This is a genomic window from Endozoicomonas sp. 8E, assembly GCF_032883915.1.
Classification (GTDB): Bacteria; Pseudomonadota; Gammaproteobacteria; order Pseudomonadales; family Endozoicomonadaceae; genus Endozoicomonas_A.
In genome coordinates, this window is sequence record NZ_CP120717.1 from 1,043,278 (window position 1) to 1,058,752 (window position 15,475).

Here is a 15,475-nt window from a genome sequence, read left to right on the forward strand (position 1 = left end):
AGGAAGTCAACGACCTCGAAAAACTCATCGCGACCAAATTATGATCAGATATCCAATGAGTCCGATATCGAATTCAGGTTCACGCTGCTCAAAAACTCCTTGGCAATGAATGTCAGCTCATCGGACCTCAGCACCAGGGCATCACTGGCGTTGTGTGCCTGTCGCAAGTAGGCGTCCTTAACAAGTTTCTCTCGATGGCTAAAGGTAGAAATATAAGACATCATGGTAAACAGCTCTTCTGGTGAGGATGGATCATGAGCGCCATAGTTATAGTTATCGCTGACACTGTGTCTGTCAGAACGCATGACAGCGTCAACCCAACAATACGTCAAGCGACCGCCTTTTGACTGTGTCACTTCATACAGATAATGACTGAAGGCATGTCTGATCGCTTGCTCGCATTTTTTTGTGAAGTCATCAAGAATTTTTTTCTCCTTATCCGACACCTTGAGGGGGGGCGGAATCTGATTGGCTTTTTCCAATATCTGCTTAAACTTCGGCCTGTTCTCTGCTTTTCGTCGCAGCAGGGCTTGAACCTTTTCCTCAAGTGCATCTCTGGACCAGTTGGGTCTCCCGATGATAATCACCGGACGGTGTTTTTCCCTGCCCGAGTTTAACTGTGAAAAAGCAGGCTGTTGCACCAGCATTCGTTCTATATTAGGAATGCCCTCAGGATTGTTCGTCCAGACGTCTTCTATAGAACGACGGGCAATTTGATTTTCAAGGGATGACGAAAACCCGTCATGGCAATGAGTGACGAGCAAGGTATTACGTTTTTGCCTTTGGTAGTCTTCATAATCCAAACGCCACTCCCTGCTATGTTTTTCCCTGGACACCAATGCGCCATACCACTTTCTCAGACAATGAGTGGCTTTAACCTTCAGTTCATTGATGCCTTCCAGAGCATCCAATAGCTTATGATGTTCACGTGCATCGATAATATTGCTGTCATAATTTGGCGGCGGATCCAGCCAACCCGATTCCATGGCTTTAAGGGCAAAGTTAATAACCGAGGGTTTGGTCAGTTCGCTCTGATTCAATATAGACACCATTGAACTCAACCACTTGTTAGGATTTGCCCCGCCCTGAATAATCATTCTTGAGTACAATGACTCGAGTTGTTCAGTGACCTGATCTTCATCATTGTCGAGCAAGACTTGTATGACTGCCTCAGCCATCGGTTCATAGTCGCGACTCCTCCCGTCCCATTCCCAATCGCCGATTTGCACAGAATCGAATTCATACCTACCGTCTATGTGGCCTCTTATCGGAGCCTTCGACATCGGTTTATCGTTGTGACTTTTACTGTTCTCATCCTGATCGTCGCGAGCCACGGTACCCAGCAATTTCTTGTCGTCATTGCTCAACACTTTTGTCTCTGATAACGCTGAGACACCCATGGCAAAACTGGTTAAATTTTTTTCTCCCCAAAGTTTTTTTACCAGCTCGGAAGTGCTTGGAATTCTTTCTGGCAATGCACTGTTTGTCAGAAAAGAATTGCTCAGTTTCCCGGGGCTCGTACTCATGGCTTTGGCCAGAGTTTGCTGTTGTGATAAATCTTCCCTTTCCAGGAGACTCTTAAATGTCTTTAACGCAGCGCTGGAACTTTGCAACGTTCTGGTGCGCTGAAATTTTGGTATCACTTTTGTTTTCTTTGTGGGCGCCCCGCCCAAATCCACTGACTGCCAGGTTTGGCCTCTATCCACTGAACACTCGGCAAAGGCGTGGGTATTGTTAGACATTTGCCGACATGGAATCTTGAAATAACGGCAAAGAGCGACAAAAACAGGCGCACGATGACGACAACGCCCTTGCCGCTGTGTTACCAGGAATTTAAAGAAATTCTCCCCGCGCTTTGGTTTAGTCACCCCGGAAAACTGCCGGCAATACTCCTTGATTGCCTGAATGCGTTCTGCCGTGCCTGGAGCGTCTGCTATTTTCCGCAAAGGCTCCTGTATTTCGGGTGGTTGTTGGTCAATGTTGGTAAACAGTCCATTCAGTACTTTTTTCATCTCTTTTGAACAGCGGGTGTGAAACCTTATCGATCGTTTTGAGCGAGCTTCTTTAGCCGATGCTTCTAAGTCCGGTTCTCTGGATTCTACGACATAAGAAATTTGAATACGCTGCCTCTTAGCGTTGGCCTTTGGAATAAACAGCGTGTGAAGCCCGGTATATTTGTCTCTTTTCAGGGTATATGGCAAATCGGGTTCTATACGCAGGGCCACGATATAGTCATCAGGCGTCAGGCTGGGCAATTCATATTGACCATCTTCTGATGACATATTGAGGGTCGCCAGGGTTTGATTGCTGGCTAAGATCACTTCCTGGTCACGCCCTGGTAAAGGGTCAGGTGTGAGAGTTTCGACCCCCAGGAAGTGCAGGTCATTAATATCGACTGTTCTAATATTACCCTTGTCAGACACACAAACATCACTTGCCCACCAGCGATACATATGGGAAGGATGGTGCAGAGTCTTAAAAACTATTTCATCCTTAACTTTTGGCTTCTTCTTGCACTCATAGTTCGTGTCCCGTTCCAGGCCTATGAAATCTTTCTCGGAGAGTTCCTCGATGAATTTTTCATGAGCCTCATCAGCATTGATAGCTGAGGCTTTGTTAGTATAATCGTCCACCCGCTGGTTCGGCAGAACACTCATCTGGTGCCAAAACGCAGACCCGTATTGAACTGCATTGGCGTTCCATGTGCTCATCCGCTGATCAACTTCCTGAAGACAAGACCGGTAAACGGGCAATTTTAGCGTTTGTTCCTCTGCTTCCGTCAGAGGAAATACGCTATTGGCGTCAATGCCCGTCTTGTCAAACTTACGATCAAACCAGCCTTGCTGCCAGTGTCGGTACAGTGCCCGGGTGAGAGTATTGTCCGACGGATCCGGATTCAGGGAAAGACCGGATGCCTGCCATTGAGCCTGAGCCACCATCCTGATGATTTCTGTTTTGGTTTTTTCTTCAGTCAGACCGGTCTTGAAACAAATCTCATGGTGTTTTTCATCAATACTGTTGCGATCACTGCGTCGTATCAACCATGGACGACTAATGCCCGATACCGTTTCGTTGAGCCATTCGCAAAGTCCGGAATCAAGTGTTCCTTTACCCATGACAAGAGCCGGTGACTTCGGCAGTTCCTCCAGCGACAGGTTGGCGGCCATCAGGTAAAGCCGGTAGTGCTGATTGAGGCATTGATGAAGTGCTTTTTCGCTAAAATCACCTCCTCTTTTGACAGCCATGGCGACATCCTGTAAATCGCGACTGGTCGGCTGTAACGGCAGGTCTTTGCGTTGCAGGCAGGCCCTTAAACGACAATGTTTTTCAGTCAACCATTTAGCGACGAATTTCCCTTTTGGGGAGTCTGGCAACACTTTCCCGGCAATGTTGTGCAATTCTGCCGAGTTATACTGGCGGATCGGCAAATGCCGAAAACGTCCTTTCAGCGCCGGTGATAAGGGTTTTCGCCCACTGTACTCAGGCGGGTTGATGGTGGCAAACAGGTGGAAACCCGGATGGGCGTCACCGGCCAGAATATCGTTTAACTCACCTTCCAGATGCTGGCTGTCGATCAGATTCATTTCTGAAATCACCACGATGCCGCCTTCCACTTTTGCTTTCTGGATCGCTTCACACACTTTCTCCCAGGAACAATCACAGGCATTCAGGAGAGAGACCTCTGGCATGGATTCTTGCCGTTGCCTGGCCTGCTGTCTGACACTTTCAATCATCAGGTTCAGCGTGGCATCCTTACCCCGCCCGGCTGGGCCTTCAATCAACGTCGCCTGTCGTCCGCCGTGTTTTCTGTCGTGATGATAAGCCTGCTGACAGCGGCTTAAATCCTGTCCCAGCCGTTGCACCAGTTCAATGACTGCCGATCCGGAGGTATCAAACTCAGGCTGGAATTCTTTAGTGAATGCTTCGAAATCCCGCTGAATATCTGGCAGGGTGTGGTTATGAACTTTGTCGCGCAGGGTGTTGTCCGGGTGGTAGCGGGCAGCAAACCAGATTTCCAGTGCCGAAAGGGCATCCTGTTGAGTCTCGCTGATTTCGGGACCCAGTACATCCCGAAAACTTTGTTGGATCAAACTGTTCACTTGCTCACAGCTAACACTGTCTCCTTCGGATAACGCGTGATCCAGATACCAGCCTACCCAACTGCAGATATCCGTTAAATCTCTGGGGGTAAACTCATGCTCGGGCAACAGCTCCTGATAATATTGCCACAGAGCCATCAGGCTCTTGGTGGCACTGTGTGCAATGTCGTTTATTTGCTGCTCCGGCAGATGCCGTTGTGATAAGTGATTGACCAGAGCCGGTTCCACCACCCTGTCCCGAAGGAAAGCCTGATCCAGGCGTGGGTAATAAGCTCTGGGCAGTTTCTCTTTCAGGGCCGGGTCGAGCTGGCGCCCGGAGTAGTGATCCGAATTGCCGGTGAGAATCACCCGGTGTTTTGGGCTGACCGGAACAGGGTGACCATTCACATAGATGCAAGGCTTTGGCTCCCATAAGCCGTTCAATGACGCCAGTAATCCGGTTTTAGCCAGGTTGGCTTCATCCAGAACCAGAGTAATATAGTTTCCTCCAACACAGCCTTCGTCTGTGTCCTGTGGGGTAGTAGCCCATTCCATCAGAGTCCGGTTTTGCTGCACCATAGAGCGGTCGCCATCGGTGTACTCCTGCCACTGCCAGCGTTTCATCAGGGTCTGTTCGCTGTCGGAAGGTCCAAGGGAAATGACCTTAGCCTGTCCTGAAGCCTCTGCCATCTTTGCTGAAAAGTAACTTTTCCCTGTGCCGGTTTCTCCCTGCAAAAATATAACGGGAGAGTCCGTAAGCCGGTCATGAAGTCGCGACAATCGACGACTTTCACGATCTTTCTGACTCATCTTACCGTGATAAAGATCCCGGGCCAGTGCTGACAGGGGCATATCAGCGGAACCCTGCCACTTCAGTGATTCAGACAGTCGATTTTCAATGCGTTCAATGCGCTCTGCCTCGGAATTCGCTGTTCTGGCCATGTGGAAACAATCGTTGGCCAGAGCCTGAATGGCATCGGATCGGATCTGCCCTTGTGACAAAGGTAAATGCCAGCCGCAAGCCAGTGCATCCTGCAAACGTTTGATCTGTCTTGCTGGCCTGATGGTTAGCAATGGATATTGCTCTGTTGCCTTCGGATCGACTTCCAACTGATACGCTATGGTCTGTCGTTGTTGTTCAGGCGCATGGGCCAGGATCATGGCACAGAGCCTGTCCAGAGCTTTTTTGTCAGCCGATTCCGGAAACGGACTTTTATAGGACAGTTGTAATTCGGTACCTTTAAATATTGCCGGGTCAAAGGCTCGGGCCAGTGGCCACAGATTCTGCTCCACAAACTCTCTATCCAAATGCCGGTCACTGTTGATGATGGCAGTTAACTGATCCGGGTCTACCGAGGCGGCTTGATCCTTATCCGGTAACAAGTGCCAACAAGCCACTTTCATAAAATCACGCACGGATGGATTTTGCCGGGTGCCATGGGTGATGACACTATTGATGGCTTTGCGCCAGTGGCGGGGTAAAAGCTGTTGGGACTGGTCCACCTGTTTTGCCCGCCGGGCAGCCAGTATCAGATTATTCAACAACCCTTCGGTGATTTCAGGCAGAGCATTACAAAGGCCATCAGGTACGGTTTTAAACGCTTCGTAAAGTTTATCAAGCGCTTGTTCTGGCACCTTGCTCCGGGGGATACCATGCCTGGAGGCACTGATACCCCAGAGATCAACCCTGAGACACGGCTTACCCTTGGCAACCATTGCACGAAATACTGAAGACGGGCTTTTTGCAGAATCAGGCCAGAGTAGTGTGATATGAGCTTGTGGGTAGGCCTGCAATTGGCCATTCAGCAACAGAGGCTGGCCAACCACCAGAGGTTCCAGAAGCTGCTGAAGCCTTGGATTACTCTCCAGTCCCCGAAAAACAACCGGCTCGCCAGCAGTTAATGCCTCCTGCAATTTACTCTGAAGTCGTCCAAAATGGGCCTTTTGTTCCGAGGTGATATGGATATTATCAAATAGCTCACTGAAGCTGGTTTGTTCATTGACCTGGATGACCAGAGGTGCAACCTGCTGATTATTCAGCCAATGACTTGCCTGGGCATGTTGCTGATAAGTAAAGGTATTAAAGACAGCATGATCTTTGACTTTTTTCTTTGGCTGATGGCTCCCGGGCAAAGGGTGCTCATCGTTTTTTGTCAATCCCAGGGCTTTCGGCTGCTTTTTCCAATGCGCCACCTGAAGTCGGGGCTCCAGACCAGTCGTTTCCCGAATAGTCTGCAATGAGCCCAGTAAACAAAACCATTCTGCCTCAGTGAGGGGAGACGTTACGGTGACGGTACCACCCGCCCGAACTTGCTCCAACAGACAGGTGTTAGGGGTGGCATAGCCTCCGGGAGCAATTGCAATGGGGCTCAGCCAATCCCTGATATTATTCTCGTTAATGATGATCGGGGTTCGTGGTGCGTGCTTTTTATCAAGTCCTTTGTCATCTTCTTTATAAGAGTGGGACAGGCTTTGGAACAATGAATGAAGCTCGTCTTTCCCTACCGGCATCTGATAAAACTGAACATTGTCGGGTAACTGACAAATCTTCCCGTTGCTCTCAAAGCTCTGTTGCGCCAGCATCTGTCGAATCGTCTGTTCAAAGGCCAGGTCCTTCCAATTGGCGCCTTTCAGAATCACTCGTTGTCCGGCCTTTAATGACTCAAGTCTGCCGGGCAGGTGCTGGATTCGGCCTTTTTGATCCACTCCGGGGCCGCCCAGAAGCAACTGTCGCCAGTGGCTGTGCAGGTGACAGTCAATTACAAGGGTATTGTCCTTATCCATGGTGCTCTCAACGGGAGAGAATTCAGCCAATACCGGAGGAACACTGTCAATGTTTATTGCCTGGGCATTGCCGGTCTGAGCATCGAACTGCCAGGTATTACCCGGTCGATTAATTCGCCGCCAGAAGTCAGCGCCCGGTGCGCCGGCTGCCAGTCCGGCTTCACACTGACCAACTGATGCCAACTGTGCAGGGTCTGCCACGACCAATAGAGAAACATGCTTGCCCAGGGGACGTTTCTCACGGCTGACTCTGTCGTACAGACAAGGGTTAACCGGGTCCAGCAGGTCGTTAAATTTTGGCAGTTCTTCGCTGGTGAGCTCTCGGATATCTATTACCAGAGTGAGTGGCTGTGAACCTGCAAACAGTTTGCCCGGATACAGAGTATGGTGACCATCGCCGGAAATGCTCAGTCGGCTCACCAGGTTAGCCTGTGAGAGGTCATCGGGATGGGAAATAAGGGTGACCTCCCGATGTTCATCGCGGGTCTGGTTAACTAAAAGCTGTCGCACCTGATCATCACTGGCGACAAAACGAAAATCGAAGGCATGAGGGAGCCTTTGGAGCGGGGAGTCCTTTGATGATACGGTTCTCACTCTGTCCGGCGACGCAACCGGAGATGCCGATCCATTAAGTTTGGGAGTTACATCAGGGCAGATATCTGTATTCTTTGACGATGAATCCAGAATTGCTCCACTGGCTGGCATGCCGGTATCAAGAACGGGGTAATTTATTTTCTCACCAATACGACCATCCATGGTCAATCCTCCTGCCTACAGTCATTTGAAGGAATAGATTAAAGTTGTTTAATTATTTGACTGTAAGATAGGATTAAAGTTCCGTTTTGATGATTACCCCTGATCAGGGAATGACGACCTCCTACTTAGCGACCATCATGATGTTGATTTTGAGCTGGCCAAAGTCCCAGTTGGTGCGATCCAGACAGACAACCCAGTTCCCTTCGGGCACCATCCATTTAACGACCATTCTGTCCTGGCCCATAGTTCGGGCAGTACGGGATAGCCAAGAGAGGTTTTAAGATGCGTTGCCAGTGAAAGGGTGTTTTGCACGGCAGGTGACTTTTTGAAGGTAGTGGGCTTGTAGAATTCCTGCTATCGGCCACCTATTCACCCTTTCATATCAGGCTTTGTCTCCTACAGAGCCAAATCCATTACAAATGGGATGGCCTAATGGAACATTCATGGGCAGTGGTCATCAGAGAAATAAATATTCTGAGTCACACATCGAATTCAAATTCACGGTGTTTAAAAACTCATCGGCAATTTTTGTCAGATCGTCGGTTCTGAGCACCAGAGCATTATCGGCGTTGAGTGCCTGTCGTAAGCAGCCATCCTTAATCGATTTCTCAAACTTATAATCACTGTCAATTTCACCCATCATGGCATCCAGCTCTTCTGGTGAGGATGGATCATGGGTGCCATAGTTGTAATTGTATTGGGACATCCTGATGTGAGCATTCACCCAACAATACGTCAAACTGGCGTCTTTTGAGTGTGTCACTTTATAAAGGTAATGACTGAAGGCCTGCTGAATTATCGGGCAGCATCTGCGTTTTAATTCCTCAAGCCTTTCGTCTTCATAGGGCACACCAGGGGACTTTGTTTTGATTTTTTCCAATAACTGCTGCAATTCCTGGCTGTTCTCAACGACTCGTTGAAACAGGACTTTGCTCTTTTCAGCAATCACTGTCTCCTCCCAGCAAGGTTCCCCCAGGATAATCACCCTGCGGTGGTTAGTATTGCCCGAGATTAACTGCCCAAACGCGGGATGTTGCAGCAACATTCGTTCTATATCCGGAACGCCCTCAGGTTCGTCTGTCCAGGATATCTGTATAGATGGGCTGGCTATTTTATTTTCAAGGAGTGACGAAACGCCATCATGAGAATGATCAACGATCAAGTCAGTACCTTCTCTCTTTACGAAGCTTTCATAAGTTAACCGCCATATCTGGCTATTTTTTTCTGCGGACAATAATTCCTTGTACCACTTTTTAAGGCAATGTCCGGCTTTAAGCTTAAGCTCATCGATACCTTCGAGGCTCACCAATAGTTCGTGATGTTCGTCAGCATCTATAATTTCGCCGTCACAGGTTGGCAGTGGGTCCAGCCAACCCGATTTCAGGGCTTCACGGGCAAGGTGAATCACCGAAGGCTTGCTCAGGTCGCTGTCTTTCAGCAGATCCACCATTGAACTCAACCACTGCCGAGGGTTTGCTTTGCCCTGAACAATCATTTTTGAGTGTAATGATTTGAGTGGTTCAATGACCTGATCTTCATTACTCTCGGACAATGCTTGTGCTATCACCTCCGACATCCTTTTACCGGTATGCTCACCGGTGCCATCAAGAACATCGGTCAGCTGCTTCATGAGATGGCCTGATGTTGTTGTCTCCATTGACTCTATGATTGAGACACTCAGGGAAAAACTGGTTAAATCTCCTTGCTCCCAGAGCTTCCTTGCCAATTCAGGAAGACTCAGATTGGTTTCTGGCAATGCACTGTTTGTCTCAAGCGCTTCTTTCAGTTTCTCAAAATTCATGTCAAGGGCTTTAGCCAAAGCTTGCAGTTGTGCCAGATTTGCTCTTTTCAGAAGATCCTTAATCTTCTTTGACTCACTGCTGGAAATACTGATCCTCCTGGTGGTTTGGAAGACAGGCTCGATCTTTATTACATCTCTGGGCGCCCCACCCAAATCCACTGAATTCCAGGTTTGCCCTTCATCCGGAGAATACTCGGCAAAGACGTGGATAAGGCTACCAACTTGCCGACAGGGAATCTCGAAATAACGGCATAAAGCAACAAAAACAGGCACACGATGACGACAGCTACCTTGTCGCTGTGTTACAAGAAATTCAAAGAAGTTCTTATTGCTCTCTGGTTGAGCATCTCCGGCAAACTGTCGGCAATATTCGCTGATCGCCTCAATGCGCTGCGTCGTGTTTTTAGCGTTTTTTATTTTCCATAAAGGCAGCTGTTCTTCGGTTGGGTCTTGCCGGTCTTCAATGGTCTTGAACAATCTGTCCAGTACTGTTTTCATACCTTCTGAACAGTGGACATCAAAATGTGTTGATTGTTCTGGCTGGACTCCTTCAGCAGCTGTTTTGTTGTCCGATTCTCTGGGTTCTACGACATAAGTACAGTGAATACTCTGGTTGGCTCTGGGCTCTGTAATAGACAGTATGTGAAGCCCGGTATATCGACCCCTGACCAGAGTAAATGCCAAATTGGGTTCCAGCCTGAGGGCCACGATATAGTCGTTAGCCCTCAGGCTGGGCAATGGATATTCACCATTATCATTCTCTGATGAGAGCTCAAGGGTTGCCAGCGTTTGATCTCTGGCTAATGTCACTGTCTGGTCACGCCCGGGTAACGATGTTGGTATGAGGGTTTCGAACCCCTGAAGATATTTATCATCAAGAACGATCCGTTTGATATCACCATTAGCCGTCACATAAGTATCAATTGCCCGGCAGCGATTCATATGGGAAGGATAGTCCTGCGTATCAAAAATTTTATAATCCACAAGTGCTAGCTTATTCAGACCCTTATAATCCGTCTCTTGGTCCAATGTCTTGGCCTTTTTCTCCTCGACTTCCGGATTGTATCTTTCAGAGTCGTCAACCCATTGGTTCGGCAGATCACTGATCTGATGCCAGAACGCAGGCCAACATTGAACTTCATTGGCTTTCCATGCCGCTATCCGCTGATCAGCCTTCCGGACATAAGACGGGGAAGCCGGTGCTTTCAGCGTTTGTTCCTCTTCTTTCGTCATGGAGAAGACACAATTAACGTCCACGCCCGTCTGGCCAAATTGACCACCAAACCAGCGCTGTTGCCAGTGTCGGTAGAGTGCCCGGGTGAGTATGTCGTAGGACTGGTGTGGCTTCAGGGGAAGGCCGGACGCCTGCCATTTTGCCTGAGCCACCATCCTGATGATTTCCGTTTTGACTTTCTCTGAAAGCCGATAAGTGTTAACACGAATTTCATGGTTTTGTTCATCAATACTGTTGCGGTCACTGTGTCGTATCAACCAGGGGCGATCAATGCCCGATACCGTTTCATTGAACCAATGGCAAAGTTCAGACTCGAGCGCTCCTTCACCCATGTCCGGGGCCGACGACCCGGGCAGTTCCGCCAGCGATATTTTGGCGGCCATCAGATAAAGCCGGTAGTGCTGATGGAAGCATTGTAGAAGTCTCTTGTCGGTCAAGGTGCTCTCTCTTGCAACCGCCCTGGCGACATTCTGCAGATCAAGGCTGGTCGGCTGCAACGGCAAGTTTTGCTGTTGCAGGTAAGCCCTCAATCGACAGTGTTGCTGAGTCAGTTCTTTAGCCAGGATTTTCCCTTCCGGGTTCTGTGGCAATACTTTCCCGGCAATGGCCTGCAGTTCTGTCGGGTTATACTGCCGGATGGGCAGATGTCTGAAACGCCCTTTCAGTGCCGGTGATAAGGGTTTTCGCCCGCTGTATTCAGGTGGGTTGATGGTGGCGAAGAGATGGAAACCCGGATGAGCGTCACCGGCCAGAATATCGTTTAACTCACCTTCCAGATGCTGGCTGTCGATCAGATTCATTTCCGAAATCACTACGATGCCACCATCGACTTTTGCCTTCTGGATCGCTTCACACACCCTGTCCCAAGAACAATCACAGGCATTCAGAGTAAAGACCCCAGGCATGGATTCTTGCTGTTGTTCAGCCTGCTGTCTGACACTTTCAATCACCAGACTCAGCGTGGCATCCTTACCCCGCCCGGCCGGGCCTGTAATCAGTGTTGCCTGACGGCCGCCGTGTTTTCTGTGTTGATGATAAGCCTGCTGACAGCGGCTTAAATCCTGTCCAAGCTGTTGCACCAGCTCACAGACTGCCGATCCGGAGGTATCAAAGTCTGGTCGGATTTCTCTGGTGACTGTACTGAAGGTCTGCTGAATATCTGACAGGGTTTTGTTACGAACTCTGTCGCTCAGGGTGTGCTCCGGCTGGTAACGGGCAGCAAACCAGATTTCCAGTGCTGACAGGGCATCTTGATGAGTTTTGGTGATTTCGGGCCCCAGTACATCCCGAAAACTCTGTTGGATAAGACTGTTTATTTGCTCACAGGTAACCCTGTCTCCTTTGGATAACGCACGATCCAGATACCAACCCACCCAACTGCAGATATCGGTTAAATCCCTGGGGGTAAACTCACGCCCGGGCAAGAGTTCCTGATAATATTTCCAGAGTGCCATCACAGTTTTGGCAGCACTGTGTGCAATGTCGTTTATTTGCTGCGCCGGCAGATGCCGTTGTAAATGCTTGACCAGAGCCGGTTCCACCACCCTGTCCCTAAGGAATGCCTGGTCTAACCGTGGGTAGTAAGCTCTGGGCAGTTTCTCTTTCAGGGCCGGGCTCATCTGGCGCCCAGCGTAATGATCCGGGTTACCGGTGAGAATCACCCGGTGTTTCGGACCGACCTTGACAGGATGACCATTGACGTAAATGCAGGGTTGCGGTTCCCATAAGCCGTTCAATGATGCCAGCAATCCGGCTTTGGCCAGGTTGGCTTCATCCAGAACCAGAGTGACATAGTGTCCATCCTGCCCGGACGGAGTGTTGGCCCATTCCATCAGCGCCCGGTTTTGCAGTGTCATGGAGCGATCACCATCGCTGTGCTCTTGCCACTGCCAGCGTTTCATCAGGGTTTGTTCGCTGTCAGAAGGCCCAAGGGAAATGACCGCAGCCTGTCCTGAAGCTTTCGCCATTTTGGCGGAAAAGTAACTTTTACCGGTGCCGGTTTCTCCCTGCAGGAAGATAACGGGAGAATCCGCGAACCGTTCATGGAGTCGGGATAATCGTCGGCTTTCACGATCCTTCTGGTTCGTCAGGCCGTGGTAAAGATCGTCGGCCAGTGTTGCTAAGGGCTTATCCGTGGAGCCCGTCCATGCCAGTGATTCAGACAGTCGATTTTTTATGTGCTCAATGCCTGCTGCGTCAGAATTAGCTGTTCTGGCTATATGAAAACAATCGGTAGCCAGAGATTGAATGCCATGGGATCGGGTCTGCCCTGAAAACAAAGTTAACTGCCAGCCAGAAGCCAGTGCATCTTGCAAACGTTTAATCTGTCTGGTGGGTCTGATGGTTAAGGATTGCCAGGGCTCTGCCGCCGCTGGGTTGACTGCCAACTGATACGCCATTGCCTGTCGTTTTTCTTCAGGCGCATGGGCCAGGATCATGGCACAGAATCTGTCCAGAACTTCTTTTTCACCCTGCACTGGAAATGGACTTTTATAGGACACTTGTAATTCACTGCCCTTAAATACGACCGGATCAAAGGCTCGGGCCAGTTGCCAGAAGTTCTGCTTCATAAACTGTCTATCCAACCGCAGAGCACCGTTGATGACGGTAGCTAACTGATCCGGGTCTACCGAGGTGGTTTGATCCTCAGCCGGCGTCTTATGAACATCTGGCAGGGAATGCCAACAAGCCACTTTCATAAAATCGCGCACGGACGCATGCTGCCGGGTGCCATGGGTAATGACGCTACTGATAGCCTTGCGCCAGTGGCCGGGTAAAAGCAGTGGCGACTGGTCAACCTGCTGTGCTCGTCGGGCGGCCAGTATCAGGTTATTCAACAAGTCTTCGGTGATTTCAGGCAGAGGGTTACAAAGGTGAGCAGGTACGGTATTAAACGCTTTGTAAACTGAGTAAAGTGCTTGTTCTGGCAATTCAGTCCGGGGGATATCGTGCCTGTCCGCATTGATATCCCAGATATCGAAGTCAGGACATGGGGCAGCCGTGGCGACCATCGAATCCAATACCGAAGAGAGGCTCTTCACGGACTTGGGCCAGAGTATTGTGACACGGGCTTGTGGGAAGGCCTGTAATTGGCCATTCACCAACAGAGGTTGGCTCAGAGCCAGGGGTTCCAGAAGTTGCTGAAGCATTGGATTAGTTTCCAGTCTCCGCAACACAACCGGCGTGCCTGCGGTTAATGCCTTCTGCAACCCGCTCTGACGTCGCCCAAAATGAGCCTTTTGTTCCGAGGTGATATGGATATTATCAAAGAGCTGGCTGAAGCCGGTCTGTTCATTGATCTGGATGACCAGAGGTGCTTCCTGCTGATCATTAATCCAATGGCTTGCCTGGGCATGTCGATGATAAGTGACGATATCAAAGGCAGTGTGCTCTCTGGTTTTCTCCTGCAGGCTGGACAGAGGCTGCCCACCGTTTTCTGGCAATCCAAGGGCTTTCGGCTGCTGTCTTGAGTGCACCACCTGAAGTCGGGGCTCCAGGTCGGTCGTCTCGCGAATAGTCTGCAATGAACCCAGCAAACGAAACCATAATGCCTCAGTAAGGGCAGAGGTTACGGTAACTACACCACCCGCCCGAATTTGTTCCAACAAACAGTTGTTAGGGGCTGCATAGCCTTCCGGGGCAATAGCAATCGGGTTCAACCATTCACTGATGTTACTCTGGTTAATGATGATCGGGTTTCCTGAAGCGTCACCCGGGCAGGACAGGGTTTGAAACAGTGAGTGAAGCTCATTATTGTCTACCGACATTTGATAAAACTGAACATCGTCGGGTAACCCACAGATCTTGCCATTGCTCTCAAAGCACCGCTGCGCCAGCATCTGTCGAAGCGTCTGTTCAAAAGCCAGGTCTTGCCAGTTGGCCCCTTTCAGAATGACCCGTTGCCCGGCCCTCAAACACTCAAGCCTGCCGGGGACGTGCCGGATTCGCCCCTGTTGATCCACTCCCGGCCCGCCCAGCAGCAACTGTCGCCAGCTGTTGTGCATGTGACAGTCAATTAAAACGGTACTGTCGTCATCCATAGCACTTTCGGCACAGGGGAGTTCAGCCAATAGCGGGCCAACTTTGTCTACGTCCATTGATGGGTCTTTGCCAGTCTGAGCATCGAGCTGCCAGGTATTTCCCGGCCGATTAATTCGTCGCCAGAAATCAGCACCCGGAGCGCCGGCCGCGGGTACGTCATCACGCAGACCAACCGATGCCAACTGTTCAGGGTCGGCCAGGACCAATAGAGAAACATGCTCCCCCAGAGGGCGTTTCTTCTGACTGGCTTTGTCGAACAGACAGGGGGTATCCGGGTCCAGAAGATCATTAAATTTTGGCAGCTCTTCGCTGCTGAGCTTTCGGATATCCATCACCAGAGTGAGTGGCTGTGAACCTTCGAACAGCTTGCCTGAACGCAGAGTGTGGCGACCCTCTTCGGAAATACTCAACCGGCTCACCAGGTTAGCCTGTGAAAGATCATCGGGGTGGGAAATAAGGGTGACATCCCTATTCTCATCGCCGGTCCGGGCAACTAAAAGCTGTCGAACCTCATCATCACTGGCGACAAAACGGAAATCGAAAGAATCAGGGGCCTTTGGGAGCGTGCAATCCATAGAGAATACGGAACTGGCTCTGTCAGGCGACATCACCGGATTTGATGATGTGTTGGTTTGGGGAGTTACATCAGAGCAGAACTCTGTAATCTTTGACGATGAATCCCCTGCCTCTATCTTGGCTGGCGGGACGCTATTATCAGCAAAAGGTTTGTATTTTTGCCCAACAATACGACCATCCATAGAAATCTCCTACCTGTTATCT

At 49.9% G+C, this 15,475-nt stretch carries 2 protein-coding genes; both read right to left on the reverse strand.

The window, feature by feature from the left end; genetic code table 11:
• Nucleotides 1-44: 44 nt before the first annotated feature.
• Complete coding sequence (locus tag P6910_RS04070) at nt 45-7,619, reverse strand: AAA family ATPase (RefSeq protein ID WP_317145009.1); 7,575 nt, start codon at nt 7,617-7,619, stop codon at nt 45-47.
• Between the two features lie 457 nt (nt 7,620-8,076).
• Nucleotides 8,077-15,453, reverse strand: a complete 7,377-nt coding sequence (locus P6910_RS04075; RefSeq protein ID WP_317145010.1) for an AAA family ATPase — start codon at nt 15,451-15,453, stop codon at nt 8,077-8,079.
• Nucleotides 15,454-15,475: the final 22 nt, after the last annotated feature.